24 protein-coding genes and 1 riboswitch are annotated in these 25,674 nt (G+C 71.4%); of the genes, 15 read left to right on the top strand and 9 right to left on the bottom strand.

Annotated elements, in window-relative coordinates:
* Positions 1-25 precede the first annotated feature (25 nt).
* The 5 genes from ACGFZF_RS30020 to ACGFZF_RS30000 all read left to right on the top strand — a co-directional run bounded on the left by ACGFZF_RS30020 (position 26) and on the right by ACGFZF_RS30000 (position 5,705).
* Positions 26-1,492, top strand: coding sequence for an MFS transporter (locus tag ACGFZF_RS30020; RefSeq protein ID WP_393559207.1), 1,467 nt, complete (start codon positions 26-28; stop codon positions 1,490-1,492).
* 23 nt (positions 1,493-1,515) lie between these two features.
* The gene (locus ACGFZF_RS30015; protein WP_393559205.1) at positions 1,516-1,704 is read left to right on the top strand and encodes a hypothetical protein; all 189 of its coding nucleotides are present in this window, start codon (positions 1,516-1,518) and stop codon (positions 1,702-1,704) included.
* Positions 1,705-1,812: 108 nt separating this feature from the next.
* Positions 1,813-3,603, top strand: a complete 1,791-nt coding sequence (locus ACGFZF_RS30010; protein WP_356604947.1) for a DEAD/DEAH box helicase — start codon at positions 1,813-1,815, stop codon at positions 3,601-3,603.
* A gap of 426 nt (positions 3,604-4,029) precedes the next feature.
* Positions 4,030-4,671 (top strand): helix-turn-helix domain-containing protein, encoded by a 642-nt coding sequence (locus tag ACGFZF_RS30005; protein WP_356604945.1) that lies wholly within the window; start codon positions 4,030-4,032, stop codon positions 4,669-4,671.
* A 239-nt stretch (positions 4,672-4,910) separates the two neighbouring features.
* Entirely contained in the window at positions 4,911-5,705 is a 795-nt protein-coding gene (locus ACGFZF_RS30000) for a S16 family serine protease (RefSeq protein WP_393559203.1), read from the top strand.
* On the opposite strand, the gene ACGFZF_RS29995 is transcribed toward ACGFZF_RS30000, so the two are convergent.
* The 4 genes from ACGFZF_RS29995 to ACGFZF_RS29980 form a co-directional block, all read right to left on the bottom strand.
* Entirely contained in the window at positions 5,638-6,957 is a 1,320-nt protein-coding gene (locus tag ACGFZF_RS29995) for an MFS transporter (protein ID WP_393559201.1), read from the bottom strand. The genes ACGFZF_RS30000 and ACGFZF_RS29995 overlap by 68 nt on opposite strands.
* A complete protein-coding gene (locus ACGFZF_RS29990) occupies positions 6,954-7,139 on the bottom strand; it encodes a hypothetical protein (RefSeq protein ID WP_393559199.1) in 186 nt (61 codons plus the stop codon). Before ACGFZF_RS29990 ends, ACGFZF_RS29995 begins: the two co-directional genes overlap by 4 nt.
* A 176-nt stretch (positions 7,140-7,315) precedes the next feature.
* Positions 7,316-7,897, bottom strand: coding sequence for an ArsR/SmtB family transcription factor (locus ACGFZF_RS29985; protein ID WP_393559197.1), 582 nt, complete (start codon positions 7,895-7,897; stop codon positions 7,316-7,318).
* A 140-nt stretch (positions 7,898-8,037) separates the two neighbouring features.
* Positions 8,038-8,514 carry an Lrp/AsnC family transcriptional regulator gene (locus ACGFZF_RS29980; RefSeq protein WP_393559195.1) on the bottom strand — a complete coding sequence of 159 codons (477 nt, stop codon included), beginning with the start codon at positions 8,512-8,514 and terminating at the stop codon, positions 8,038-8,040.
* A gap of 136 nt (positions 8,515-8,650) precedes the next feature.
* Between ACGFZF_RS29980 and hppD the strand changes: the two genes are divergently transcribed.
* Positions 8,651-9,790 carry a 4-hydroxyphenylpyruvate dioxygenase gene (gene hppD, locus ACGFZF_RS29975; protein ID WP_393559341.1) on the top strand — a complete coding sequence of 380 codons (1,140 nt, stop codon included), beginning with the start codon at positions 8,651-8,653 and terminating at the stop codon, positions 9,788-9,790.
* Positions 9,791-9,892: 102 nt separating this feature from the next.
* Here the strand turns inward: hppD and ACGFZF_RS29970 are convergent, their stop codons facing one another.
* Positions 9,893-11,515: a tetratricopeptide repeat protein gene (locus ACGFZF_RS29970; RefSeq protein WP_393559193.1), complete on the bottom strand. Its 1,623-nt coding sequence runs from the start codon at positions 11,513-11,515 to the stop codon at positions 9,893-9,895.
* A gap of 108 nt (positions 11,516-11,623) precedes the next feature.
* On the opposite strand from ACGFZF_RS29970, the gene ACGFZF_RS29965 reads away from it, so the two are divergent.
* Positions 11,624-13,003: an FAD-binding oxidoreductase gene (locus ACGFZF_RS29965; RefSeq protein WP_393559191.1), complete on the top strand. Its 1,380-nt coding sequence runs from the start codon at positions 11,624-11,626 to the stop codon at positions 13,001-13,003.
* 10 nt (positions 13,004-13,013) lie between these two features.
* On the opposite strand, the gene ACGFZF_RS29960 is transcribed toward ACGFZF_RS29965, so the two are convergent.
* Positions 13,014-13,484: an SsgA family sporulation/cell division regulator gene (locus ACGFZF_RS29960; protein WP_393559339.1), complete on the bottom strand. Its 471-nt coding sequence runs from the start codon at positions 13,482-13,484 to the stop codon at positions 13,014-13,016.
* Between the two features lie 566 nt (positions 13,485-14,050).
* Between ACGFZF_RS29960 and ACGFZF_RS29955 the strand changes: the two genes are divergently transcribed.
* Both ACGFZF_RS29955 and ACGFZF_RS29950 read left to right on the top strand, forming a co-directional pair.
* Complete coding sequence (locus ACGFZF_RS29955) at positions 14,051-15,511, top strand: RDD family protein (protein WP_393559189.1); 1,461 nt, start codon at positions 14,051-14,053, stop codon at positions 15,509-15,511.
* A gap of 123 nt (positions 15,512-15,634) precedes the next feature.
* Positions 15,635-16,414, top strand: coding sequence for an RDD family protein (locus ACGFZF_RS29950; protein ID WP_393559187.1), 780 nt, complete (start codon positions 15,635-15,637; stop codon positions 16,412-16,414).
* Between the two features lie 13 nt (positions 16,415-16,427).
* Here ACGFZF_RS29950 and ACGFZF_RS29945 read toward each other — a convergent pair whose 3' ends face one another.
* The gene (locus tag ACGFZF_RS29945) at positions 16,428-16,715 is read right to left on the bottom strand and encodes a hypothetical protein (RefSeq protein ID WP_393559185.1); all 288 of its coding nucleotides are present in this window, start codon (positions 16,713-16,715) and stop codon (positions 16,428-16,430) included.
* Positions 16,716-17,129: 414 nt separating this feature from the next.
* Between ACGFZF_RS29945 and ACGFZF_RS29940 the strand changes: the two genes are divergently transcribed.
* Entirely contained in the window at positions 17,130-19,559 is a 2,430-nt protein-coding gene (locus tag ACGFZF_RS29940; RefSeq protein ID WP_393559183.1) for an immune inhibitor A domain-containing protein, read from the top strand.
* Between the two features lie 122 nt (positions 19,560-19,681).
* The gene (locus ACGFZF_RS29935; RefSeq protein ID WP_356604916.1) at positions 19,682-19,987 is read left to right on the top strand and encodes a hypothetical protein; all 306 of its coding nucleotides are present in this window, start codon (positions 19,682-19,684) and stop codon (positions 19,985-19,987) included.
* Between the two features lie 68 nt (positions 19,988-20,055).
* Here the strand turns inward: ACGFZF_RS29935 and ACGFZF_RS29930 are convergent, their stop codons facing one another.
* Positions 20,056-20,652, bottom strand: coding sequence for an isochorismatase family protein (locus ACGFZF_RS29930; protein WP_147978170.1), 597 nt, complete (start codon positions 20,650-20,652; stop codon positions 20,056-20,058).
* 123 nt (positions 20,653-20,775) lie between these two features.
* Positions 20,776-22,104: a nicotinate phosphoribosyltransferase gene (locus ACGFZF_RS29925; RefSeq protein WP_356775840.1), complete on the bottom strand. Its 1,329-nt coding sequence runs from the start codon at positions 22,102-22,104 to the stop codon at positions 20,776-20,778.
* A gap of 102 nt (positions 22,105-22,206) precedes the next feature.
* Here ACGFZF_RS29925 and clpS point away from each other — a divergent pair, with 102 nt between their 5' ends.
* From clpS to ACGFZF_RS29905, 4 genes are all read left to right on the top strand, one after another.
* A complete protein-coding gene (clpS, locus tag ACGFZF_RS29920) occupies positions 22,207-22,512 on the top strand; it encodes an ATP-dependent Clp protease adapter ClpS (protein ID WP_147978168.1) in 306 nt (101 codons plus the stop codon).
* Positions 22,512-23,090 (top strand): DUF2017 domain-containing protein, encoded by a 579-nt coding sequence (locus ACGFZF_RS29915; protein WP_393559179.1) that lies wholly within the window; start codon positions 22,512-22,514, stop codon positions 23,088-23,090. The genes clpS and ACGFZF_RS29915 overlap by 1 nt, the downstream gene beginning before the upstream one ends.
* A 438-nt stretch (positions 23,091-23,528) precedes the next feature.
* On the top strand, positions 23,529-24,965 hold the full coding sequence (locus ACGFZF_RS29910) for an amino acid permease (protein ID WP_147978166.1): 1,437 nt from the start codon (positions 23,529-23,531) through the stop codon (positions 24,963-24,965).
* A gap of 77 nt (positions 24,966-25,042) precedes the next feature.
* Positions 25,043-25,483 (top strand): Mov34/MPN/PAD-1 family protein, encoded by a 441-nt coding sequence (locus ACGFZF_RS29905; protein WP_147978165.1) that lies wholly within the window; start codon positions 25,043-25,045, stop codon positions 25,481-25,483.
* Between the two features lie 28 nt (positions 25,484-25,511).
* A riboswitch (cobalamin riboswitch) is annotated at positions 25,512-25,649 on the top strand.
* The last annotated feature ends 25 nt before the right edge of the window (positions 25,650-25,674 follow it).

The following is a 25,674-nucleotide window of genomic DNA, read 5'->3' as shown; positions in this document are numbered from 1 at the left end:
TCGTTCGGCCCTTACTCTGAAGGGCATGAGCGCCTTGGAACCCCGCGACGCCGACGTCGCCCCGATCAGAGAAACCGCAGGTCCGGTCCTTGCGGACGGATCAGTGCTGGACCGGGGGCACCGGGCGCTCAGTATCGGCATCGTCTCCGTCGTCCTGCTCATCGCCTTCGAGGCGACCGCCGTGGGAACGGCCATGCCCGTCGCCGCGCGCGAGCTGCACGGCATCCCCCTCTACGCCTTCGCCTTCTCCGCGTACTTCACCACCAGCCTCTTCGGCATGGTCCTGGCCGGGCAGTGGTCCGACCGCGCCGGGCCGCTCGCGGCGCTCACCACCGGCATGTCCGCCTTCGCCGCCGGCCTCCTGCTCTCCGGCACCGCGGGCACCATGTGGCTGTTCATCCTCGGCCGCGCCGTACAGGGCCTCGGCGGGGGACTGGTGATCGTCGCGCTCTACGTGATCGTCAGCCGGGCGTACTCCGAACACCTGAGACCCGCGATCATGGCGGCGTTCGCGGCGGCCTGGGTCGTCCCCTCCGTCGTCGGTCCCCTGGCCTCCGGGACGATCACCGAGCACCTCGGCTGGCGCTGGGTCTTCCTCGGCATCCCGGCCCTGGTGGCCCTCCCGCTGGCCCTCGCCCTCCCGGCGATCCGCCGCACCGCCTCGGGCCCGGCCGATCCGGCCGCTCCGGTCCCGCCGTACGACCGGCGGCGCATCCGGCTCGCGCTCGCGCTGTCCGTGGGCGCCGGGCTGCTCCAGTACGCGGCGCAGGACCTGCGCTGGCTCTCCCTGCTCCCGGCCGCCGCAGGGGCCGCGCTCCTCGTCCCCGCCGCGCTCGGACTGCTGCCGCCCGGCACGTACCGGGCGGTGCGCGGGCTGCCGTCCGTGGTGCTGCTGCGGGGCATCTCGGCGGGCTCCTTCATCGCCGCCGAATCCTTCGTACCGCTGATGCTGGTCACCGAGCGCGGCCTGAGCCCGACGCTGGCCGGCCTGTCGCTCGCGGTCGGCGGCGCGACCTGGGCGCTGGGTTCCTACGTGCAGTCCCGGCCGTGGACGGAGCCGTACCGCGAACGGCTCGTGGTGATCGGCATGCTGCTCGTGGCCGCCGCGATCGCGACCGCGCCGACGGTCCTGAGCCACTCGGTGCCGGTCTGGATCGTCGCAGTGGCCTGGGCCTTCGGCTGTCTCGGCATGGGACTGGTGATCGCGTCGACGAGCGTGCTGCTGCTGAAGCTGTCCGCCCCGGAGGAGGCGGGCGCGAACTCGGCGGCCCTCCAGATCTCGGACGGCCTGTCCAACGTGATCCTGCTGGCGGTGGGCGGCGCGGCGTTCGCGGCCCTCGGCGGCGGGGCGCTCGGGCACGGGGTGGTGGGCGAGCCGGGGGCGGTCTCGCACCCCGCGGCGTTCGCGGCCGTGTTCCTGCCGATGGCGGGCGTGGCGGCGGCCGGGGCATGGGTGGCGACCCGGCTGGGCGGCCCGGCCCCACGGGGGTGACGCCCGGCGGGGGGACCACCGGCGTGGTGGGCTCACGCTCGCCGAGGTGCGACAAGCGCGCGGCCCGGCTCTCGGCCGCCGTCTTCCCGGCGGTCGACGGAGTCGATCTCGCCGACCTGGACCGGCACCGGGCGTATGCCCTGGTCATCGACGTGGCCGGCGGCACGCCGGGGGACATTCCGGGCATCGCGAGGCGTCTGCGGGAGCTGTGAGGACGGTCTCACGACCCCCCGCCACGGCCTCGTCCGGGCGGGGTCGCGGTGGCCGCACCGGTAAGGTGGCCCGGTTGTCATATCTGGACGAGCGTCGAACCGGAGACCGTGACTACTACCGCCACCTCCTCCCATCACCTCTCTCCCGCCTTCCCCGGCCGCGCCCCCTGGGGCACCGCCAACAAGCTGCGAGCCTGGCAGCAGGGCGCCATGGAGAGATACATCCAGGAGCAGCCCCGGGACTTCCTCGCGGTCGCGACCCCCGGAGCCGGAAAGACCACCTTCGCGCTGACCCTCGCGTCCTGGCTGCTGCACCACCACGTGGTGCAGCAGATCACCGTCGTCGCACCGACCGAGCACCTGAAGAAGCAGTGGGCCGCGGCGGCCGCGCGGATAGGGATCAAGCTCGATCCCGACTACAGCGCCGGGCCGCTCAGCAAGGAATACCAGGGCGTCGCCATCACCTACGCCGGTGTCGGCGTCCGCCCCATGCTGCACCGCAACCGCTGCGAGCAGCGCAAGACCCTCGTCATCCTCGACGAGATCCACCACGCCGGTGACTCCAAGTCCTGGGGCGAGGCGTGCCTGGAGGCGTTCGACCCGGCCACCCGCCGGCTCGCCCTGACCGGTACGCCCTTCCGCTCCGACACGAACCCGATCCCCTTCGTCACCTACGAGGAGGGGAACGACGGGATCCGGCGGTCCTCGGCGGACTACACCTACGGCTACGGCAACGCCCTCGGCGACGGCGTCGTGCGCCCCGTGATCTTCCTCAGCTACAGCGGCAACATGCGCTGGCGCACCAAGGCCGGCGACGAGATCGCGGCGCGCCTCGGCGAACCGATGACCAAGGACGCCATCTCCCAGGCATGGCGCACCGCGCTCGACCCGCGCGGCGACTGGATGCCGAACGTCCTGCGCGCCGCCGACCGGCGACTCACCGAGGTCCGGAAGGGCATCCCGGACGCCGGCGGGCTCGTCATCGCCTCCGACCAGGACTCCGCCCGCGCCTACGCCAAGCTGATCCGCGAGATCACCGGCACCAAGGCCACGGTCGTCCTCTCCGACGAAGCCGCCGCGTCCAAGCGGATCGACGAGTTCAGCGAGAACAACGACCGCTGGATGGTCGCCGTCCGCATGGTGTCCGAGGGCGTCGACGTGCCCCGCCTCGCCGTCGGCGTGTACGCCACCACCATCTCGACCCCGCTCTTCTTCGCCCAGGCCGTGGGACGTTTCGTGCGTTCGCGCAGGCGCGGCGAGACCGCGTCGGTGTTCCTTCCCACGATCCCCAACCTCCTCGGATTCGCCAACGAGATGGAGGTCGAGCGCGACCACGTCCTCGACCGGCCGAAGAAGGACGGCGAGGAGGATCCCTACGCCGAGTCCGAGAAGGAACTGGCGGAGGCCGAAAAGCAGCAGGACGAGGACACCGGCGAACAGGACATGCTGCCCTTCGAGGCGCTGGAGTCCGACGCCGTCTTCGACCGCGTCCTCTACGACGGCGCCGAGTTCGGCATGCAGGCCCACCCGGGCAGCGAGGAGGAGCAGGACTACCTCGGCATCCCCGGGCTCCTCGAACCCGACCAGGTGCAGCTGCTCCTGCAGAAGCGCCAGGCCCGGCAGATCGCGCACAGCCGAAAGAAACCGGACACCGAAGCGGATCTCCTGGAGCTGCCCGCCGAGCGACGGCCTGTCGTTTCGCACAAGGAACTGCTGGAGTTGCGCAAGCAGCTCAACACGATGGTGGGCGCGTATGTCCACCAGAGCGGCAAACCGCACGGCGTCATCCACACCGAACTGCGCCGGGTCTGCGGCGGTCCGCCGAGCGCCGAGGCGACGGCCGGACAGATCCGGGAACGGATCAAGAAGGTGCAGGAGTGGGCGACCCGCATGCGCTGACCTGCGGAAACTCTGAGAGTTGTGGACATGTGGGGCCCGTGCGCGCGACTGCGCACGGGCCCCGTTCGTCACTCGGTGAACAGGCCCGGAGGGTCCGTGACACCGCTCGCGCGGGGGGTTCGCGGGCGCCGCGGAACACGGGACCGACATAGTCGATCTTGTCCACCGAAGTCGTCGATCCGACCGACTTGGATCCCGAACCGTCTCTATCCGGTCGCCCGCGCCCGGATTCTGGACGAGGTCTTCCGCTGAGCGGAGTGGGTCGCTACTGTCCCCCGCAATGCAAACGCCCCGTGGCAGCGCCGCCGCGGAGCGCAGCCGGTGCGCATGGCCTGCCGGCGGCCTCTGACGTGCGTCGCCGACGGGACCGGTGTCGCAGCTTTCGTTTGAAGGACCGCCGTCACTCACTCCGAAGGAGAGGGCGTCGTGACCGCGGAAACCTCCCAGACGCTCGACCGGGGCCTCAGGGTCCTCAAACTGCTCGCCGACACCGACCACGGCCTGACCGTCACCGAGTTGTCCAACAAACTCGGTGTCAACAGGACCGTCGTCTACCGTCTGCTCGCCACACTCGAACAGCACGCCCTCGTACGACGCGACCTGGGCGGCCGGGCCCGCGTCGGCCTCGGCGTGCTCCGGCTGGGCCGCCAGGTCCATCCGCTGGTGCGCGAGGCGGCGCTGCCCGCGCTGCGCTCGCTCGCCGAGGACATAGGGGCGACGGCCCACCTGACCCTGGTCGACGGGGCGGAGGCGCTCGCGGTCGCGGTCGTCGAGCCGACCTGGACCGACTACCACGTGGCCTACCGGGCCGGATTCCGGCACCCGCTGGACCGGGGCGCGGCGGGCCGCGCCATCCTCGCGGCGCGCCAGGGCAGCCTGATCGACCCCGGCTTCACCCTCACCCACGGCGAGCTCGAGGCGGGCGCCAGCGGCGCCGCGGCGCCGCTGGTCGGGATCACCGGCATCGAGGGCAGCGTGGGCGTCGTGATGCTCGCGGACGCGGTGCCCGAGCGCGTGGGCCCCCGCGTCGTCGACGCCGCCCGCGAGGTCGCGGACGCACTGCGCTAGGGGGCGTCTTGCCCCTGGGCTTCTGTCCCGGGACCCGCCTGGCACGGCCTCTCGGACAGGCCCTGCCAGACCCCGCCCGGATCAGGGATTCCGGCCCGCACGGTGATGGACCCCGGCCGCGGTCGACTCCGGCGCGCACCTGGACGTCGGCCCGCCCGGGTCCGCCTCCGGCGGCGGCCTGGCCCCGGCCGCCCGTGGCTCCCCGGCGACGGCCACGGGGCGCCCAGTAGATTGGTGGCGTGCTCTCCAGTCTCACGCGTCCCCGTGCTCTCGCGCTCTGCGCCCTGCCCGTCGCCGCGCTCTTCGCGGTCGCCGGTCTGGCGCCGCTGCCGTACGCCATCGCGCAGCCCGGCTCGACGGCCGATGTGCTCGGGGTGGACAAGGGCCGGCAGGTGATCACCATCAGCGGCGCGCCCGTCCGTCAGACGGAGGGCAAGCTCCTGATGACGACCATCGTCGCCACCGGGCCGAGCGTGGACAACGGCCTCGCCGCGGTCGCCGACGCCTGGTTCCGCACCGACCGGGCCGTCCTGCCGCGCGACTCCGTCTACCCGCCGGGCAAGTCGGACGCCGAGGTCGAGAAGCACAACCTGGGGCAGATGAAGGAGTCGCAGGACGCCGCGGTCCTCGCCGGCCTGGGCTATCTGAAGCTGGACCCCAAGGACGTCAAGGTGACCCTCCACCTCGCCGACATCGGCGGTCCGAGCGCCGGGTTCCTCTTCTCGCTCGGCATCGTCGACAAGCTCGACGGCGACGGATCCGGCGGCGACCTCACCGGCGGCCGGACCATCGCCGGCACCGGGACGATCGAGCCGGACGGGACCGTCGGCGCCGTCGGCGGGGTCTCGCTGAAGACCCAGGCCGCCGGACGGGACGGCGCGACGGTCTTCCTCGTCCCGAAGGCCGAGTGCTCCGACGCGCAGGCGGAGCTGCCCCACGGGATGCGGCTGATCCCCGTGTCCACGCTCAGCGACGCGGTGACGTCCCTGAAGGCGCTGGAGCAGGGTCTGGAAGACAAGATTCCGAGCTGCTGACCGAGGCGGCCGGGGGCGGCGGGCTCGCGTCCATCCCACGCCAGGACGGGAAGACCGCCGGGGCGAGCGTCGCCAGGAAGTAGATCCCGCCGACCGTGAGCAGCGCGGGGGCCGGCCCCACCCGTTCGATCAGGAAGCCGGCAGCGAGTCCGCCCAGCGGCGTCGTCAGGAGCACACCGGCCGTGCTGGCACCGGAGACCCGGCTGCGCAGGGCGTCGGGGACCTGCTCGTAGACGATCGTCGTGAGGATCGGGTTCAGCACGCCGGCCCCGAACCCGGCCAGGGCCATGGTGACGAGCAGGGGCGGTGTGGTGTCGCTGAACGCCGCCACGACGAACGGTGGCGCGCCGCACAGCAGGAAGCCGGCGGTGAACACGGGCCGACGCGGGAGCCGGTGCCCGACCGCGCCGTAGAGCAGGGCGCCGAGCAGCGCGCTGCCGGCGAAGACGGCGACGAGCAGCCCGAGCGCGGCGGAGCCGCCGAGCTCCTCCCGGGCGTGCACCGGCAGGAGGACCGAACTCCAGCTCTGGTTCAGGCCGTTGGTGACCATCACCATCAGCGTGATGCCGAGCAGCAGGCGGGAACGGAACAGGAAGGCGTACCCCTCGCGCAGGTCCGCGCGGTAGCCGGAGAGCGAGAAGCCGGTGGCGTCGCGCCGTGGCTCGGCGGCGGCCACCTTGCGTATGCCCGCCAGGACGAGCGCGGCGGAGAGCGCGAAGGTCGCGGCGTCGACGAGCAGGACCGTGTCCGCCCCGATGAGGGCGACCAGGACGCCGGCGAGGGCGGCGCCGGTCATTCTGGCGCCGCGTGCCACGGCGTCGTACAGGCTGGCGGCACGGGGGAGCGGGGTCCCGGCGAGGCGGGCCAGGTCGGGGATGAGGACGTAGCGGGACATCTCGCCAGGAGCATGGCACAGGCCGGTCACGGCCATCAGCGCGCACAGCATCCAGAACTCCAGCAGCCCCGTGTGGTGCAGGAGCGGGATCGCGGCGAGTGCGAGCGCGCAGACGAGGTCGGAGCCGGCGCTGACCCGGCGGCGGCCGATCCGGTCGATGACCGGGCCGCCGACGATGGCGGAGACGACGACGGGGACGGCCGCGCAGAACGCGACCAGACCCGCCTTCCCCGGGCTTCCCGTGAGGTCGAGCGCGAACCACGGGACACCGATCAGGGTGAGTGAGTTGCCCGTGATCGATATGGCGTTGGCGGCCAGGAGGGCCGTCAGCGGAGTGCGTCCCCCCGGCGCGTTCATGCCGCGACCGTGTATACCCCGGTGCCCTGGCGGGTGGGGGTCACGGCGAGCTTGAGTCCCCACTCGACGAGCTTCCAGCCCAGCTGGACACGGACGGGGGTGGACGGCAGCGAGACGGCCGCCTCGTGGTGCAGTGCGGTGGCGTTCAGGTGGTGCAGCTGGAGGTGAATGTCGGCGTGCATGACTCCGGGTCCTTCCGTGCATGACTGAGGTGCCCGTGACCGCGCCGGCCACGGATCGGTACGCGTGCTGCGTGCTGCGTGCTGCGTGCTGGGTGCGGAGGTCGCGGGGGCTTCACGCCCCGTGACCTGTCGCGAGGCGCGTGACCGGCGCCCGGACCGCGCCGCGGGAGCGTGGCTCAGTGCTCCCGCTGGGGGAAGGCGTGCAGGTGCATCCGTACGCGGTGGGCGTCGGGGGCCTCCGCATCGGCGTCGTCGCGGTAGCTGTCGATGAGCTCGTGGACCTTCTCGTTGAGCTCGCGCAGCTTCTCGGGCGCCAGGCGCAGCGTGAAGTCGCTCATGTCCGAGGCGCCGGCCCACACGTCGTCCCAGTCGCGGCGCGTCCCGAGCCAGGTCGACAGCTCCTGCGTGTGGATCGTCGCTATCTCGTGCAGGAAGATCTCCACCGCGCCCTGCACCTCGGGATCGGGGTTCTTGTAGAGCGCCGCGTCGAAGGCCGTCCCCTGCTGGGCCGCCTTCCACCACCGCTCCCGGCCCTTCCCCTGGGACGGGTCGTCCTCGACGAAGCCGTGGGCGGCGAGCTGGCGCAGGTGGTAGCTGGTGGCACCGCTGGACTCGCCCAGCCGATCGGCCAGTTGGGAAGCCGTGGCCGGCCCGTGGTGCCGGAGGGCGCGCAGCAGCTGTATGCGCAGCGGGTGCGCCAGTCCGCGCAGGGATCGCGGATCCAGTGTGCGGCTCAGGAACTCTTCGGGCTTGGACATGGCTCAAGCGTAGAGTTGCAAAGAAGTAGTTGCAAGAGGTTCTTTGCATAGAATCTTTGCATGTTCCGCCGAGGCGTCCGGGCAGGCGCCGGCGCCCCGTCCCGGACGCCGCCCCACCGCCCCGCCGTCCGGCCGACGGCCTACGGCGACTCGTCTCCCGCCGCCTGCTCGACCAGCGGGATGATCCGCAGCGGCACCGGGTTCTCCATGACGATCGCGGTGGACGCCCGCACGATCCCCTCGAAGCCCACGACCCGGTCGATCACCCGCTGCAGGTCCGCGTTGGAGCGGGCGACCAGCCGGCAGAGCATGTCCCCGTGCCCGGTGGTCGTGTGCAGTTCGAGCACCTCGGGCACGGTCGCCAGATGCACCCGCACGTCCTGTCCCTGACCCTGCTTGATCTCCAGCGTCGCGAACGCCGTCACGGGATAGCCGAGGGCGGCCGGATCGACCTGCGGTCCGAACCCGCGGACGACGCCGTTGGACTGCAGCCGGTCGAGACGGGCCTGGACCGTCCCGCGTGCCACGCCGAGCCGGCGCGACGCCTCCAGGACGCCGATCCTCGGTTCCTGCGCGAGCAGCACGATGAGACGGCCGTCCAGATGATCGATCGCCACGGCGACCTCCCGATGGTCATGATGTACAGATAGCCCGCCCATACTGACCAGTCGCTGTGCAGATTGCCCACCCCTGTGACGAACTATTGCGCAGCTTGTGGATCGGCGGGACTCTGCCGTCATGGCAGACAACTCGATGACCATCGACCCCACCCCTTCCACGGCGCGGCAGGCCGATCCCTTCCCCGTGAAGGGAATGGACGCGGTCGTCTTCGCCGTCGGCAACGCCAAGCAGGCCGCGCACTACTACTCCACGGCCTTCGGCATGAAGCTCGTCGCCTACTCCGGACCGGAGAACGGCAGCCGCGAGACCGCCAGCTACGTCCTCACGAACGGCTCCGCCCGCTTCGTCTTCACCTCCGTCATCAAGGCCTCGACCGACCGGGGCCGCTTCCTGGCCGAGCACGTCGCCGAGCACGGTGACGGCGTGGTCGACCTCGCGATCGAGGTGCCGGACGCGCGCGCCGCGTACGCCTACGCCGTCGAGCACGGCGCCACCGGCATCACCGAGCCGTACGAGCTGAAGGACGAGAACGGCACCGTCGTCCTCGCCGCCATCGCCACCTACGGCAAGACCCGCCACACCCTCGTCGAGCGCTCCGGCTACGACGGCCCGTACCTCCCCGGCTTCGTCTCGGCCGCCCCGATCGTCGAGCCGCCGGCCAAGCGCACCTTCCAGGCCATCGACCACTGCGTGGGCAACGTCGAGCTCGGCCGGATGAACGAGTGGGTCGGCTTCTACAACCAGGTCATGGGCTTCACGAACATGAAGGAGTTCGTGGGCGACGACATCGCCACCGAGTACTCCGCCCTGATGTCGAAGGTCGTCGCCGACGGCACGCTGAAGGTCAAGTTCCCGATCAACGAGCCGGCGATCGCGAAGAAGAAGTCGCAGATCGACGAGTACCTCGAGTTCTACGGCGGCGCCGGCGTCCAGCACATCGCCCTCGCCACCAACGACATCGTCGCGACGGTCCGCGCGATGCGGGCTGCGGGCGTCGCGTTCCTCGACACCCCGGACTCGTACTACGACACCCTCGGCGAGTGGGCGGGCGAGACCCGCGTGCCCGTCGAGACCCTGCGCGAGCTGAAGATCCTCGTCGACCGCGACGAGGACGGCTACCTGCTGCAGATCTTCACCAAGCCGGTCCAGGACCGCCCGACCGTCTTCTTCGAGATGATCGAGCGCCACGGCTCCATGGGCTTCGGCAAGGGCAACTTCAAGGCCCTGTTCGAGGCGATCGAGCGCGAGCAGGAGAAGCGCGGCAACCTCTAGGTGTGTTGTCCGGGGAGTCCCGCCCGGAACACCCGCGGCCCCCACGGAATCCCTTCCGTGGGGGCCGCTTCCGTGCCCGTGCGTGCCGTGCGTGCCCGCGCCCTACGGCGCCTTCGGGCTCCGCTGCGGAGTGGCCGGCTCCGCCCCGGGCGCGCTCTCGTCCGACGGCGTACCCGCGGACGCCGCACCGCCCGTCGCACCCCCGGATCCCGAGCTTCCACCGGATCCCGCGCCTCCACCTGACCCCGAGCCGCCACCCGACGCCCCGGAGGACGGACTCCCGGCCGCCACCGTCGCCCCGGACGGCTTCGACGCGGACGACTTCGGCGCCGGGCGCAGCTCCTCCGGCAGCTCGTCCGGCGGGTCGCCGAGCGCCGCAACCGCCTCCCGCGCCCGCGGCGCGAGCAGCGGCGAGAAGTGCGGGTTGATGCGCATCGCCTCCTTCAGGTGCCGACGGGCCGGCCCGTACTGCTCCACCTCGCGCTCGATCACACCCCGGTGGTACGCGAAGAGCGCGCTGCGCATGCCCTCGTCGGTCGCCCGCTTCGCGTACGGCAGGGCCTCCTTCGGCTGTCCCGCCCGGTACAGCGCCCAGCCCAGCGCGTCGGCCACGTGCATGGACCCGTGCCCGCGCGCCCACTCCGCCTTCAGCCGCCGCACCGCCGCCGCCGGGTCGCCGTGGTCCGCCTCGTACAGTCCGAGCACCACCAGGCCGTTGGCGCCGTTGCGCCAGGCCGTCGTCCGCAGCCGCTCGTACGTCGCCCGGGCGTCGCCGTCCAGGCCGATCGACTCGTACAGCTCGCCGGCCTCCAGGACGTACTCCGGCAGGGGCAGCTTCTCCAGCACCGTGCGGTAGTCGCGCACGGCCTCGTCGGTCCGGCCGAGCGCGGCGAGCGCCCGCGCCCGGCCGGCCAGCGCCGGCCCGTGGTCCGGCGCGAGCCGCAGCGCCACGCCGTACTGGCCGAGCGCCTCCTCCGGCTCGCCCCGCTCCCACGCCAGGTCACCGAGCCGGGCGAGTGCCGCCGCCTTCTCCGGCACCGCGCCCGCCCGCGCCACGGCGTCCTCCCCGTCCGCCCAGGCGTCCTCGCGCCAGCCGTGGTTGCGGTGGACCTGGGAGGCGCGCGCGCTGACCGTCGCGCCGCGGTGCAGCTTCTCCAGCGTGTCCATGGCCTTCTGCGCGGACTTGTAGTCCCCGATGCCGTTGTACGCGTCGATCAGCACGGGGTACGTCGACCAGCGCTCGGGGTTCGCCGTACGGACCTTCTCGGCCCAGGTCCGGGCGGTCTTCCACTCGCCCCGGGCGTTGGCCAGTGCTCCGAGGCCCAACTGCGCGTCCAGGTTCCCGCTCGCGGCCGACCGCACGTCCAGCGAGCGCCGCAGGGCCCGCTCGGCCCGCGGATAGGACGCGGCGTCGCCGAGGCGGGCGGCCCGCTCCGTGTACGCCGCCCCGAGTACGGCCCACGAGGCGTCGTCGTCCTCGTGGTCCGACAGCCACTTCTCCCGGTCGGCGATCAGCGCGGTCAGGTCGGGCAGGGCCGCGGGCGCCCCGGCCTGGGCCGCGATCATCGCCCGCCCGGCGGGGCTGGAGGCGGACGGCGGGCCGTCCTCGAACAGATCCGATAGGAGTGCGGGGAGGTACATCAGTCCCGTGGCCGCGACCGCCGCGCCCAGCCCGGCGACGAGGACCGTCCTCGACAGGTTCTCCCTCTTCATGGCGCGCTTCATGGCGTCACTGTGGGGCAGTACGAAGAGCACACGAAGCGTCCACTCCGCTTGGTGAAGCCGAAGGCCCGGCGGGTTCACACCGATGGCCCCGGGTGCCAGGCTGGACGCATGGACGATCTTCTGACGCGGCTCCACGAACGACTGCGCGCGGGCCTGCCGGCCGAGGCGCTGCACACCGACCCGGACGTGACCGGCTCCTACGCCCGGGACATGGCGAGCTTCTGCGACGCGGGCACTCCCGCCGCCGTCGTGCTCCCGCGCACCGTCGAGCAGGTGCAGCACGTCATGCGCGTCGCGACCGACCTGCGGGTGCCGGTCGTCCCGCAGGGTGCCCGCACCGGCCTGTCCGGGGCGGCGAACGCCTCCGAGGGCTGCATCGTGCTCTCGCTCGTCAAGATGGACCGGATCCTGGAGATCAACCCGGTCGACCGGATCGCGGTGGTGGAGCCGGGCGTGGTGAACGCCGTGCTGTCACGGGCCGTGAACGAGCACGGCCTCTACTACCCGCCGGACCCGTCCAGCTGGGAGACCTGCACGATCGGCGGCAACATCGGCACCGCGTCCGGCGGACTGTGCTGCGTGAAGTACGGGGTGACCGCGGAGTACGTCCTCGGCCTGGACGTCGTCCTCGCCGACGGCCGGCTGCTCTCCACCGGCCGCCGGACCGCCAAGGGCGTCGCCGGGTACGACCTGACCCGGCTGTTCGTCGGTTCCGAGGGCAGTCTCGGCATCGTTGTCAGGGCGGTCCTGTCGCTCCGGCCCCAGCCACCGCAACAGCTGGTGCTCGCCGCCGAGTTCCCCTCGGCGGGCGCCGCCTGCGAGGCGGTCTGCGCCATCATGGAGCGCGGCCACACTCCTTCGCTACTGGAGATCATGGACCGCACCACTGTGCGTGCGGTCAACAAGATGGCGAACATGGGGCTGCCGGACACGACCGAGGCACTGCTCCTGTGCGCCTTCGACACTCCCGATCCGGGCGCGGACCTCGCCGCCGTCGGGGAGCTGTGCGCGGCGGCCGGCGCGACCGAGGTCGTACCGGCCGAGGACGCCGCGGAGTCCGAACTGCTGCTGCAGGTGCGCAGGCTGTCCCTCACCGCCCTGGAGACGATCAAGACGGCGACGATGATCGACGACGTGTGCGTGCCGCGGACGAAGCTGGCCGCGATGCTCGACGGCACGTCCGCCATCGCGCGCAAGTACGACTTGACCATCGGCGTCTGCGCGCACGCGGGCGACGGCAACACCCATCCGGTGGTCTGCTTCGACCACACCGACGAGGACGAGTCGCGACGGGCGCGGGAGTCCTTCGACGAGATCATGGCGCTGGGCCTGGAGCTGGGCGGCACGATCACCGGCGAACACGGCGTGGGCGTGCTGAAGAAGGAGTGGCTGGCCAGGGAGTTGGGGCCGGTCGGGCTCGAACTCCAGCGCGGCATCAAGCGGACCTTCGACCCGCTCGGCCTGCTGAACCCCGGCAAGCTCTTCTGAGGCTCTCGGCTCACTCCTCACCGTCCCGCGACTCGTCCGACGGCCACGGATCGCGCAGCCACAGCTCGTCGGCCACCACGGTCGTCGCGAGCAGTCCGGCGAGCCCCTCGTCCATGCCGAGCCGCTCGGACTCGGTGCCCGGGGGGACGGCGCGCAGGGTCCGCTCCAGCCAGGCGGACACCTGCGTGGCGGGGGCTTCGAGCAGCGCGTCGCCGTCGGGTGACGACAGGGCCATCAGCACGACGTCGCGGCCGTCCACCTTCGTGGGCCAGATCCGCACGTCCCCGTGACCGCAGGGCCGGAAGACGCCCTCGACGAGCAGCTCGCGGGCGAACGTCCAGCCGACGGGGTGGTCCGAGCCGATGTGGAAGACGACGTGGACGGCATAGGGGTCGTCGGTGCGGTAGGAGAGCCGGACGGGCACGGGGACGCTGCGCTCGGGCGAGAGCACCAGCTTCAGCTCCAGCTCGCGCTCGACCACGGAGTGCCCGGTGGTGTCGGTCCGCCCGGCGGCCGCGGTGTCCTCCGCGCGCGAGACGTTCCCCGCGTGCGTGGCGTTCTCGGCCTGCCCGGCACGGTGCTCGCCGTTCTCGGCGTGCTTGTCGTTCTCGGTGTTCTGCACGGTGCGACGTCCTCTCCGGTACGGGGCCCCGCGTGGGCCCGTACCGGAAGAGACAGCGGTGGCCGCCGGCCATGACGCGACTTCGGGAACTTTTCTCGGGAAGTTTCCCCGCGGCCCGCGACGCGGGATCCGCGCAGGGTCCGCACAGCCTCCGCACAGGGTCCGCACGCCGAGCGGGCGGGTCCCGGGGGCGGACTCGCCTCCGGCTCCCGCCACGCTGTGTGACGGGGCGTGGGCCGCGCCGGAGACCCACCGGAAAGCCCCGGCCCGAACCTGACGCTGAGTCGCGGGAATCGCGGTATGTCCCTCGAAGGCGGGCTTTCTCTCGGGCTCTATCTTCCCAGGGCCGCGTTCTTCGTTACTGTCCTCCTTGGGCCGGCGGCCCGATGGTCGAAGCAGCGTTGTAACGGAACGGAGTCGGGGCAGTGGCTACTCCTCCTGGAGGCGGCGGAGAGGTACCGCAGGCCGGGTACTACCCGGACCCGTCCATTCCCGGGTACATCCGGTACTGGAACGGGGCCGCCTGGGTGCCCGGGACGAGCCGGCCCGCGCCGGGGGACGGCGAGGCCCTGCCGTCGGCGCCCGCGCCGTCGGCCGCGGGACCCGTACCGATGCCGAGCCCGGCACCCGCACCGGCACCGGCACCCGTGCCGGCGGTCGAGGAGACCGGTCCCTATTTCTTCGACGAGGATCCGCTCGCCCCGGAGCGCCCGGTGCCCGAGCCGGCCTCCGCCTGGCAGGCGGACGTCAACCGCCAGACCGGTTTCGGCGGTGAGCGCGACCAGCGGGTCTCGTGGGGCTCCCCGGAGGCCGACCCCCGCAGCCCGTCCGCGAACCCCGGCCCGGCGCAGGGCGACGACCCCCGGATCCCCGGTCAGGACCCGCGGGCGGCCGCGGAGCCCGAGGCGCGCCCCGCGACCGGTCCGGCCGGGCACCGGGCACCCTCGTCGCCCGCCCGGCTGGGCGGCATGCCGGTGACCCCGGCGTCGGCCGACCCGACGGGCGGCGCGCTGCCCGGCGTACGGCAGGCACAGCCCCGCCCCGCGGGCGAGGGCGCCATGACGATGCGTTCCCTCGGCTCCCAGGGCGCCCAAGCGGCCCAGGGTCTCCAGGGAGCGCAGGCACCTCAGGCGCCGGAGGCTCTCCGGACGGCGCAGCCGTCGCCCCGCCCCGAGCAGGCGGCGCAGAGCCCGGCGGCGCAGGCCGGTCCGTCCCCGGCGCCCGTCACGACCGGCACCGGCGGCGGCGCCCCGTCCTGGCCCCAGCAGGTGCACCGGCTGGCCCAGCCCACCCCCCAGGCGTCCCCGGCGGCCGGCGCCCGGGCGGCCGACCCCGAGCAGCCCGTCCTGCCCTGGAAGCCGCCCGTCGAGGACCCGTTCCTCCAGGCCGCGCGCGCCCAGGCCGCCGCCCGTCCCGCCGGTCTCGGCAAGCGGCTGGCCGCCCGGCTCGTCGACACGATCCTCTTCGGGGCGATCACCGGGGCGGCGGCGTTCCCCTTCGTCACCAAGGCACTCGACCACATCGACGGCAAGATCGAGGCGGCCAAGCAGACCGGCACCACCGTCCAGGTGTGGCTCCTGGACGGCACGACCTCCCTGAACCTCGGGATCGCGCTCGCCCTCTTCCTCGTGCTGGGCGTGTTCTACGAGGCGCTTCCCACGGCCAAGTGGGGGCGCACGCCGGGCAAGAAGCTCTTCGGCCTCCAGGTGCGGGACATCGAGGCCCACGAGCCGCCGACCTTCGGAGGGGCCCTGCGCCGCTGGCTCGTCTACGGCGTCCTCGGGCTGCTCGTCCTGGGCGTGCTCAACGTCCTCTGGTGCCTCTTCGACCGCCCCTGGCGGCAGTGCTGGCACGACAAGGCGTCCCACACCTTCGTGGCCGCCTAAGGGCCTGTCCGGGGCCCGTCTGACGGTGTCCCGCAGGGGGGCGCGCACGACGGCCCGTTCGGCGGTCCCCCGGACGGGCGGCGAATCGTTGCGGGGCCCCGGCCTGCGGGATGCACTGCCCCCATGAGCAACGACCAGCCGACGTCCGGCCAGCCGCCCGAGGACGACCCGTTCCTCAAGAAGCCGCAGGACCCCACGCCACCGTCGGCGGGGTCGGGTTCCCCCTACGGGAGCGGGCCATCCGAGGGGCAGGGGCCCGGAGGTCCGCCTCCGGAAGGCCCGCCTCCGGACGGTCCACCGCCCGGGGGTCCGCCGCCGGGCAGCCCGTACGGATCCCCGTACGACAACGCTCCGCCGCCGCCCGGGCCGTACGGCTCCCAGCCCTACGGCGGCGGAGGAGGCTACGGCGGCGCCGATCCGCTCGCCGGGATGCCGCCGCTCGCCGACTCCGGTCGGCGCATCCTCGCCCGTCTCATCGACTGGCTGATCGTCGCCATCCCGCTCGCGATCATCGGCATCCCGTTCGACGTCTACAAGCGGGCGACCGACAACGACGCCGACTTCAGCGACACCGTCAACAGTTTCAACGGCGGTAGTCAGCTCGTCTTCCAACTCATCACCATCGTGGCGTATGTCGCCTACGACACATTGATGGTCGCCAAGGGCGGGCAGACCCTCGGCAAGAAGTGGCTGAAGCTGCGGGTCGCGATGCTCAACGACGGCTCCACACCACCGACGAACGCCTCGCTGATCCGCGCCTCGGTCCTGTGGCTGCCCGCGCTGATCTGCTGCGCCTGCCTGTGGCCGCTGCTCCTGCTGATCCTGATCCTGGTCGACAAGCCCTACAAGCAGGGCCTGCACGACAAGGCCGCCAAGACCGTGGTCGTCACCGTGCCGCAGTAGGCCGACGGCGGAGCTACGAACCGATCCGGGTATCGGCCCCCGCGCCCGCGTGGACGGCCGGCACCCGGATCTCGGCGTTCCGGGGGGCCCGCTGGGCGGGTACGGACGGCTGCGGCACCGCGGGCACCTGGCGCCGCACCGGCACGGCCACCACCACGAGTACCCCGATGAGCAGTCCGGCCACGCTGATCGCGATGATCCCCAGGGTCGTCGTGGTCCTGGACAGCAGGAGCAGTGCGGCGGTCGAGAAGACGACGGTGGCCGAACCGTAGGCGAGCTGTGCGGTGTTCGGACGCGGCATGACGGGTACCGTCCCTCGAGGCATCGGGTGCGTCGGTTGCATCGGTGGTGGATCGCTCTCCCGGGCCACCGCAGGGCGGTGCCCTCGGTCGAGCGACTCTACGACGGTGGATGCCCGAGAGGAACCGTTGGTAAGCGTGACCTAACCCACGGTGCCGGTGCACGGGGGGCGCACGGAGTCACCGAATCCGCCAACCGGCCGCCGGGGTGCGCCGGTTGCCTGCTCGGGGGAGGTTCGGATGGCGTTCGGTATCCGGAAAGGCGCTCCTGCATAGTGCAGTTGGCCTGTTCAAGTCAAGATCTGTCTTTTCTCTCTTAACTCCGGTCGAATGTCGTCACTTGTGACGCGCGACCCCGCCCGCGGACACCCCACCTCAGGTCTGCGGACATCGGGCGCCGGGGAGGACAACATCAAGTGACCAACAGACGACGGGCGATCAGAGCGTCCGCAGTCGTCGTGGCGCTCGCGGCTACCGCCGCCACCGCCTCGACCTTCACGACCGCCTGGGCGGGCAGCAACGCCCAGGTGAACCCTGCCGACGTGCGGCAGGACCCGGCACCGGGCAACGGTGCGGACAAGACCAAGGTCGACCACGACCTCGACGGTCCGTTCAGCAAGCAGCAGGAGGCGCAGCGCAAGGCCGCCCTCGAGCAGGTGCTGAGCGGCGAGTCCAAGGTCGAGCGCCGCGGCGGTTCCCAGGTCGTCAAGCTCGACAGCAAGAAGTACGTCGAGCTGGGCCGCGAGAAGACCGACAAGATCTTCACGATCCTGGTCGAGTTCGGCGACAAGGTCGACACCAGCACGCTGGTGAACCGCGCCGACGACGACACGGACGAGCTGAAGCCGAAGTTCGGCGGCACGCCCGGCCCCCTGCACAACCAGATAGCCGCGCCGGACCGTGCGAACGACAACTCCACGGCCTGGCAGAAGGACTACAACCAGAAGCACTTCCAGGACCTGTACTTCGGCACCGGCAAGGACGCCAAGGGACAGCCCAAGCAGTCGCTGAAGACCTACTACGAGAAGACCTCGTCCGGCCGGTACTCGGTCGAGGGCGGCGTCTCCGACTGGGTCAAGGTCGAGTACAACGAGGCCCGCTACGGCTCGAACTACTGCGGCCAGTCCAACTGCGCCAACGTCTGGGACGCCGTCCGCGACGGTGTCACGGCGTGGACCGCGGACCAGAAGGCCAAGGGCCGTACCGACGCCCAGATCAAGGCCGACATGGCGCAGTACGACCAGTGGGACCGGTACGACTTCGACGCCGACGGCAACTTCAACGAGGCCGACGGCTACATCGACCACTTCCAGATCGTCCACGCGGGCGAGGACGAGTCGGCGGGCGGCGGCGCCCAGGCGACCGACGCCCTGTGGGCCCACCGCTGGTACGCCTACGGCACCAACGCGGGCAAGACCGGTCCGGAGAACAACAAGGCCGGCGGTACCCAGATCGGTGACACCGGCATCTGGGTCGGCGACTACACGATGCAGCCCGAGAACGGCGGCCTCGGCGTCTTCGCCCACGAGTACGGTCACGACCTCGGTCTGCCGGACCACTACGACACCGCGGGCGGCGAGAACTCCACGGGCTTCTGGACGCTGATGTCGTCCGGTTCGTGGCTCGGCACCGGCAAGGACGCGATCGGCGACCTGCCCGGCGACATGAACGCCTGGGACAAGCTGCAGCTCGGCTGGCTCAACTACACCAAGGTGAGCAACACCCAGCGCGGCAAGAAGAGCACCCACACCCTGGGCGTCTCCGAGTACAACACCAAGAACCCGCAGGCGCTCGTCGTCGAGCTGCCGAAGAAGCAGGTCACCACCGAGGTCGTGCAGCCCGCCGAGGGCGCCACGCAGTGGTGGAGCAACATGGGTGACGACCTCAAGAACACCCTGACCCGCTCCGTCGACCTGACCGGCAAGACCTCGGCCTCCCTGGCGCTCCAGGGCTGGTACGACATCGAGCTGGACTACGACTACCTCTACACCGAGGTGTCGACGGACGGCGGCGCCAACTGGACGGCCCTCGACGGCACCGCCGACGGCAAGGCCATCCCGCGTGACGCGAGCGGCGCCCCGGCGCTGACCGACGTCTCGGGTGCGCACAAGAGCCTCGTCTACTCGCTGGACGCCTACGCGGGCAAGAAGTTCGACCTCCGCTTCCGCTACCAGACGGACGGCGGCGCGGGCGGCAAGGGCTTCACGGCCGACGCCATCACCCTCACCGCCGACGGTGCCCCCGTCTTCGCCGACAACGCGGAGAACGGTGACAACGGCTGGGTCGCCAAGGGCTTCTCGCGCGTCGGCAAGGGCTTCACGAAGGAGTACGAGCAGTACTACCTCGCGGAGAACCGCCAGTACGTCTCCTACGACGCGACCCTCAAGGTCGGCCCGTACAACTTCGGTTTCACGGGTGACAAGTCGAGCTGGGTCGAGCACTACCCGTACCAGAACGGCCTGCTCATCTGGCTGTGGGACACCTCGCAGAAGGACAACAACACCTCGGTCCACCCGGGCCAGGGTCTCGTCCTTCCGATCGACGCCCACCCGACGCCGCTGAAGTGGACGGACGGCACCCTGCTGCGCAACCGCGTCCAGGCGTACGACTCCACCTTCGGCTTCGCCCGGACCGACGGCATCACGCTGCACAAGGCCGACGTCGCGGTGAAGATCAAGTCGCAGGCCGGTAACCCGGTCTTCGACGACCGCAAGGGCACGTACTGGTTCAAGGAGACCGAGCGGGCCGGTGTCCAGGTAACTGACACCAACACCAAGATCGCGGTCGTCAAGGAGCCGAAGAACGGCCAGACGATCACCGTCCAGGTGGGTCCGTCGACGAAGTAGTTCGTATCGTCGCAGGTCAAACCATGATCGGCCGTCGCCCTCTAGCGGGCGGCGGCCGATCGTGTTTAGGTGCGTCAGACGGATTTCTTATTGACAGTGGTTCACGGGGGAGTGGTCTCGGCATGCCCGGTGGAGGGTTCTGCAAGTTGCCAGGCGGGAGTGTCGTCGTCGCGATAGGGCTGCCCAGCCCGGCCGGCGACGGTGCCATGGTCCGCTTCCTGGTCCACGCCTCGAACCGGTCCCGCGCCCTGACCAGGCTGCGGAACCTGGGGCTGCGCGCGGTGTACCTCCGGGGGAACGCCGAGCCGCCGACCCCGGACGAGATCACGGCGGTGCTGCACCATCCGGACGGCCTGCTCTGGAGGTCCAACCCGGGCACGGCCCAGGAGCTGTGGCACCCGGTACGGTCCCTGCCGACCGCGAGCTGAGGTCCGTCCCGGACGATCCCGCCCGGTTCGCGGGGCCCCGGTACGCACGAGCGCGGGACGCCCGGCGGTCAGACCGTCGGCGTCCCGGTCAGCTCGACCCCGGCGGCGCGCAGCTCGCCCAGCGCCTTCTCGGTCGTCTCCTTGGCCACCCCCGCGGTCAGGTCCAGCAGGACCTGCACCCGGAACCCCTCGCGCGCCGCGTCCAGCGCCGTGGCCCGCACGCAGTGGTCGGTGGCGATCCCGACCACGTCGACCTCGCTCACCTCCCGCTCCCGCAGCCACTGCGCCAGCGTCATGCCGTTCTCGTCGCGCCCCTCGAAGCCGCTGTACGCCGCCTCGTACGCGCCCTTGTCGAACACCGCCTCGATGGCGCCGGAGGCGACCGCCGGAGCGAAGTTCGGGTGGAAGCCGACGCCCTCCGTGCCCGCGACGCAGTGCACCGGCCAGGAGGTGACGTAGTCCGGCTCCTGGCCCTCCGGGGCGAAGTGGTCGCCCGGGTCCACGTGGTGGTCGCGGGTCGCCACCACGTGCTGGTACGCCGCACCCGCCGCCTCGCCGACGAGGTCGGTGATGGCGGCGGCGACGTCCGCGCCCCCCGTCACCGCGAGGCTGCCGCCCTCGCAGAAGTCGTTCTGAACGTCCACAACGATCAATGCGCGGTGCATGGCGGGTGTCCTTAGCCGGTGGGTGGGAGGGGGTGTCGGCGGGTGGGGCGAGGGGCGGGTTCGAGCCTAGAGACTTCCCCGCCCCTTCGGGAGGGGGCGTTCCGTCGCGGCGCGCGCGGATCGCTACACGTACTCCGTCGGGAGCACCGGCTCGCCGCGCGACAGCTGGATCGCCGACATCGGCAGCCCGGCCCGGGCCGCGATGTGCCGCGACCTGGCCGCCTCCAGCGGTTCCCGGGCCACCACGTCGCCGCCCTTGACCAGCTCCACCAGCAGCCGGTTGTCGGCGAGCTCCGGCGGGACCGCGCCCGTGCCGATGACCTCGGTCTCGGCGATCCCGTCCGCGTCCGTCCGCCGCGCCGCCCACTTGCGCCCGCCGATGGACGACTTGCCGCCCACGGACTTCTTCGCCACGGCCGTCAGCGGCGCCTTCGGGTCGGCCGAGGTGGCACGGGCGACCAGCTTGTAGACCATCGAGCACGTCGGGTGCCCGCTGCCGGTGACCAGCTGGGTGCCGACACCGTAGGCGTCGACCGGCGCGGCGGCCAGCGAGGCGATGGCGTACTCGTCCAGGTCGGAGGTCACCACGATCTTGGTGTCACGGGCCCCCAGCTCGTCGAGCTGCGCCCGCACCCGGTGCGCCACGAGGAGCAGGTCGCCGGAGTCGATCCGTACGGCCCCGAGCTCCGGCCCGGCGACCTCGACGGCGGTGCGGACGGCCTCGGCGACGTCGAAGGTGTCGACGAGCAGGGTCGTCCCCCGGCCCAGCGAGTCGACCTGGGCGCGGAAGGCGTCCCGCTCGCTGTCGTGCAGCAGGGTGAAGGCGTGCGCGGAGGTGCCGACGGTCGGAATGCCGTAGCGGAAGCCCGCCGCCAGGTCGGAGGTGGAGTCGAAACCGCCCACGTAGGCGGCCCGGGAGGAGGCGACGGCGGCCAGCTCGTGGGTGCGCCGCGCGCCCATCTCGATCAGCCGCCGGCCGCTCGCGGCCGCCGACATCCGGGAGGCCGCGGCGGCGATCGCCGAGTCGTGGTTGAGGATCGACAGGATCACGGTCTCCAGCAGCACGCACTCGGCGAAGCTGCCCTCGACCCGCAGGATCGGCGAGCCGGGGAAGTACACCTCGCCCTCGGGGTAGCCCCAGATGTCGCCGGAGAAGCGGTAGCCCGCGAGCCACTCGAGGGTGGGCTCGTCGACGATGCCCTGTTCGCGCAGGAAGCCGAGGACGGCCGGGTCGAACCGGAAGTTCTCGACGGCGTCCAGGACGCGCCCGGTGCCGGCCACCACTCCGTAGCGCCGCCCCTCGGGCAGCCTCCGGGTGAAGACCTCGAAGACGGAGCGCCGGTCGGCGGTGCCGGCCCGGAGGGCCGCCTGGAGCATGGTCAGCTCGTACTGGTCGGTGAAGAGCGCGGTCGACGGCACGTCCACCGGGAGCCCAAGGTCCGCAGCGTTCATGTCAGCGATGCTACCCCGAATACTCGTCAGAGTGACGATTTCTAGGGGCGCGCCCGTGACCCGTTTGTGCGACAGGCCACGGAGAGTGGCAGCATGGGGTGAGTGAGCGTCGCGCCTATTGAGATCGAACAGACGGAATCGGCTGAAGAGACCTTCGCCGTCGTCGAGCCGGACGTCCCGTGGGTCACCCTCGTCCACAACGACCCGGTCAACCTGATGAGCTATGTGACCTACGTCTTCCAGACGTACTTCGGTTACTCCAAGGACAAGGCGCACAAGCTGATGCTCGACGTGCACCACAAGGGCCGCGCGGTGGTCTCCAGCGGCACCCGCGAGGAGATGGAACGGGACGTGCAGGCGATGCACGGCTACGGACTGTGGGCGACCCTCACCCAGGACCGCGGCTGATGGCCGGCCGGTTCGAGACGCTGCCCGGCGGCGGCGCGGCCGTCGCGCTCGACGAGGTCGAGATCTCCATCCTCCGCTCCCTCGCGGTCCAGCTCATGGAGCTGATCGGACCGGGCGACGAGCCCGTCGAGGGTGAGGACCCGCTCGCCGCGCTCTTCGCCGAGGGCCCGAGCGAGCCCCCCGCCGATCCCGCCCTCAAGCGGCTCTTCCCCGACGCGTACGGCGACGCGGACGAGGAGCAGCGGGCGGCGGCGGCCGACTTCCGCCGCTACACCGAGAAGGACCTGCGGGCCCGCAAGCGCGAGGACGCCCTCGCGGTCGTCCGCAGCCTGGACACGCTCACCCCGGTCGACGAGGGCGGGGCCGTCCTCAAGCTGACCGCGGACGAGTCCCGGGCCTGGCTCGGCGCGATCAACGACCTGCGGCTGACCATCGGGACCCGCCTGGAGGTCACCGACGAGGACGGGGGAGAGGGGCTGTACCGGCTCCCGGACTCCGACCCGCGCAAGCCGATGGTGATGGCGTACCTGTGGCTGGGCGCGCTCCAGGAGTCGCTCGTCGAGACGATGATGCCGTAGGGAGCGCCCTGGGGGAGCCCGCCTGGCGCGGCGCTCCCGGGTGCCCCGGCGGCCCGTGTTCCGTCCTGGCCGCCGCAGCCGTCCCGTCGGTCCGAAGCCGGGTCGACGGGACGCTTCCGTCCCCCCGCGCGGACCTCTTCCGTTCGCTCAGCGGACGCTCAAATCCGGATAACGAATACGTCACCAAAGTGTTCTAGCTTGCCGTGTTGAGTCCTCTTTGTCTGCTTCTTCCTGTGGTGTGCGCCACAGTGGTGCCCGTCGATCGACGTTTCACGCGTGATAGATCTTCACGACCGCCCGGGGACGCCACCCCTGTTCCCGGGGGCGCTCGAGCCGGCTGACCGCCGGTAGCACTCCATTCCACATCCGGGGGGATCAGGACCTGATCCGCAGCCAGACGCAGTCGGCGCGGGTCAGCATGGAGAAAGGCGCACCACCATGACCTCAGTGCAGGTCGACAAGCAGCACGACGGCACCGACGGGGCCGTGGGCGGCGGCGAGGGCTACCAGCGTGGCCTCGGCGCCCGGCAGATCCAGATGATCGCCATCGGCGGTGCCATCGGCACCGGACTCTTCCTCGGCGCGGGCAAGGCCATCTCCAAGGCCGGCCCCAGCCTGATCCTGGCCTATGCCATCGCGGGCCTGGTCATCTTCTTCATCATGCGGGCCCTGGGCGAACTGCTCATGTACCGCCCGGTGTCGGGCTCCTTCTCGGAGTACGCCCGCGAGTTCGTCGGCCCCTTCTGGGGATACGTGACCGGCTGGACGTACTGGCTCTTCTGGGTCGTCACCGGCATCACCGAGGTCACCGCGGCCGCCAAGTACATGGCGTTCTGGACACACGGGAGTTTCCCGCAGTGGGCCTTCGCGCTGATCTTCACCGTCATCCTCTACGGCGCGAACCTGATCTCCGTGAAGCTCTTCGGTGAGCTCGAGTTCTGGTTCTCGATGGTCAAGGTCACCGCGATCGTCGGCATGATCCTCATCTGCGCCGGCATCCTCACCATCGGCTTCTCCGACGCGGCCGAGACCGCCTCCGTGGCGAACCTCTGGAACGACGGCGGCTTCTTCCCCAAGGGCCTCGGCGGCACGCTGATGACCCTGCAGATCGTGATGTTCGCCTTCCTCGCGGTCGAACTGGTCGGCGTCACCGCCGGCGAGTCCAAGGACCCCAAGACCGTCCTGCCCAAGGCGATCAACACCGTCCCGTGGCGCATCGCCGTCTTCTACGTCGGCGCCCTCATCATGATCCTCTCGGTCGTGCCGTGGTCGGAGTTCCAGCCGGGCGTCTCCCCGTTCGTCGCCGCCTTCGAGAAGATGGGCCTCGGCATCGGCGCCGCCATCGTCAACTTCGTGGTGCTGACCGCCGCCCTGTCCTCCTGCAACTCGGGCATGTACTCCACCGGCCGGATGCTGCGCGACCTCGCGCTGAACGGCCAGGGGCCGAAGTTCCTCACCAAGCTCACCGGCAACGGCGTCCCGCTGCTCGGCACGACGGTCTCCGCCGCGCTGATGCTGGTCGGCGTGTGGATCAACTACGTGGCGCCGGGCAAGGCCTTCGACTACGTCGTCTCCTTCGCCACCATCTCCGGCATGTGGGCCTGGATCATGATCCTGGTCTGCCAGATCCGCTACCGCGCCAAGGCGAACCGCGGCGAGCTGCCCGAGTCCGGCTTCAAGGCCCCGGGTGCCCCGTTCACCAGCTGGTTCGCCCTCGCCTTCATCGGCATGGTCATCGTGATGATGGGAATCGACCCCGACTCCCGCGTCGCACTGTGGCCCGGCGCGCCGGTGTGGGCCCTGATCATGGGCGTCTCGTACCTCGTGCTGAAGGCCCGCAACCCGCAGGGCGCGGCGTTCGTCAAGCGCTCCTGATCTCCGCCGTCTCGGCATTCGGGCCGTCGCGTACCACTCCTCGGTACGCGGCGGCCCGCCCGCTTATCCTGTCGACCATGCTGACCATCACCCGGGCCCTGTACGACCAGATCGTGGAACACTCCCGCGCGGACCACCCCGACGAGGCCTGCGGCGTGGTCGCGGGCCCGGCCGGCACCGGCCGCCCCGAGCGCTTCATCCCGATGCTGAACGCCGCGCGCTCGCCCACGTTCTACGAGTTCGACTCGGCCGACCTGCTGAAGCTGTACCGCGAGATGGACGACCGGGACGAGGAGCCCGTGGTCATCTACCACTCGCACACGGCGACCGAGGCCTACCCGTCCCGCACGGACATCTCCTACGCGAACGAGCCCGCCGCCCACTACGTCCTCGTCTCCACCGCGGACACGGACGACGCCGGCCCCTTCCAGTTCCGCTCCTTCACCATCGTCGAAGGCGTCGTCACCGAGGAAGAGGTCCAGGTCGTCGAGGCGTACGCGCAGACCCCCGGAGCCTGAAGCGCCTCACGCCCTCCGCACGCCGACGACGTGATGAGAGACTGATGGGACATCAGGGCGGCAGGACCCAGGAAGCCGGTGCGAATCCGGCACGGTCCCGCCACTGTGACCGGCTCCCGCCCCGGGAGCCGGAAGCCAGGAACTGACCTGCCGCCTTCTCACCACCGACCGGGGACGTGGAAATCCCCGTC

This window comes from Streptomyces sp. NPDC048338, from assembly GCF_043201055.1.
Lineage (GTDB): Bacteria > Actinomycetota > Actinomycetes > Streptomycetales > Streptomycetaceae > Streptomyces.
This window is presented reverse-complemented; position numbering and strand designations above follow the sequence as displayed.

Coding starts and splice junctions, on each gene's coding strand:
- ACGFZF_RS29935 (WP_356604916.1), top strand. CDS start 19,682: ATGCCCGGTGGAGGGTTCTGCAAGTTGCCAGGCGGGAGTGTCGTCGTC.
- ACGFZF_RS29925 (WP_356775840.1), bottom strand. CDS start 22,104: ATGAACGCTGCGGACCTTGGGCTCCCGGTGGACGTGCCGTCGACCGCG.
- ACGFZF_RS29990 (WP_393559199.1), bottom strand. CDS start 7,139: ATGCACGCCGACATTCACCTCCAGCTGCACCACCTGAACGCCACCGCA.
- ACGFZF_RS29995 (WP_393559201.1), bottom strand. CDS start 6,957: ATGAACGCGCCGGGGGGACGCACTCCGCTGACGGCCCTCCTGGCCGCC.
- ACGFZF_RS30020 (WP_393559207.1), top strand. CDS start 26: ATGAGCGCCTTGGAACCCCGCGACGCCGACGTCGCCCCGATCAGAGAA.
- ACGFZF_RS29950 (WP_393559187.1), top strand. CDS start 15,635: ATGAGCAACGACCAGCCGACGTCCGGCCAGCCGCCCGAGGACGACCCG.
- ACGFZF_RS29930 (WP_147978170.1), bottom strand. CDS start 20,652: ATGCACCGCGCATTGATCGTTGTGGACGTTCAGAACGACTTCTGCGAG.
- ACGFZF_RS29970 (WP_393559193.1), bottom strand. CDS start 11,515: ATGAAGCGCGCCATGAAGAGGGAGAACCTGTCGAGGACGGTCCTCGTC.
- ACGFZF_RS29945 (WP_393559185.1), bottom strand. CDS start 16,715: ATGCCGCGTCCGAACACCGCACAGCTCGCCTACGGTTCGGCCACCGTC.
- ACGFZF_RS29965 (WP_393559191.1), top strand. CDS start 11,624: ATGGACGATCTTCTGACGCGGCTCCACGAACGACTGCGCGCGGGCCTG.
- ACGFZF_RS29910 (WP_147978166.1), top strand. CDS start 23,529: ATGACCTCAGTGCAGGTCGACAAGCAGCACGACGGCACCGACGGGGCC.
- ACGFZF_RS29985 (WP_393559197.1), bottom strand. CDS start 7,897: ATGTCCAAGCCCGAAGAGTTCCTGAGCCGCACACTGGATCCGCGATCC.
- ACGFZF_RS29915 (WP_393559179.1), top strand. CDS start 22,512: ATGGCCGGCCGGTTCGAGACGCTGCCCGGCGGCGGCGCGGCCGTCGCG.
- ACGFZF_RS29905 (WP_147978165.1), top strand. CDS start 25,043: ATGCTGACCATCACCCGGGCCCTGTACGACCAGATCGTGGAACACTCC.
- hppD (WP_393559341.1), top strand. CDS start 8,651: ATGACCATCGACCCCACCCCTTCCACGGCGCGGCAGGCCGATCCCTTC.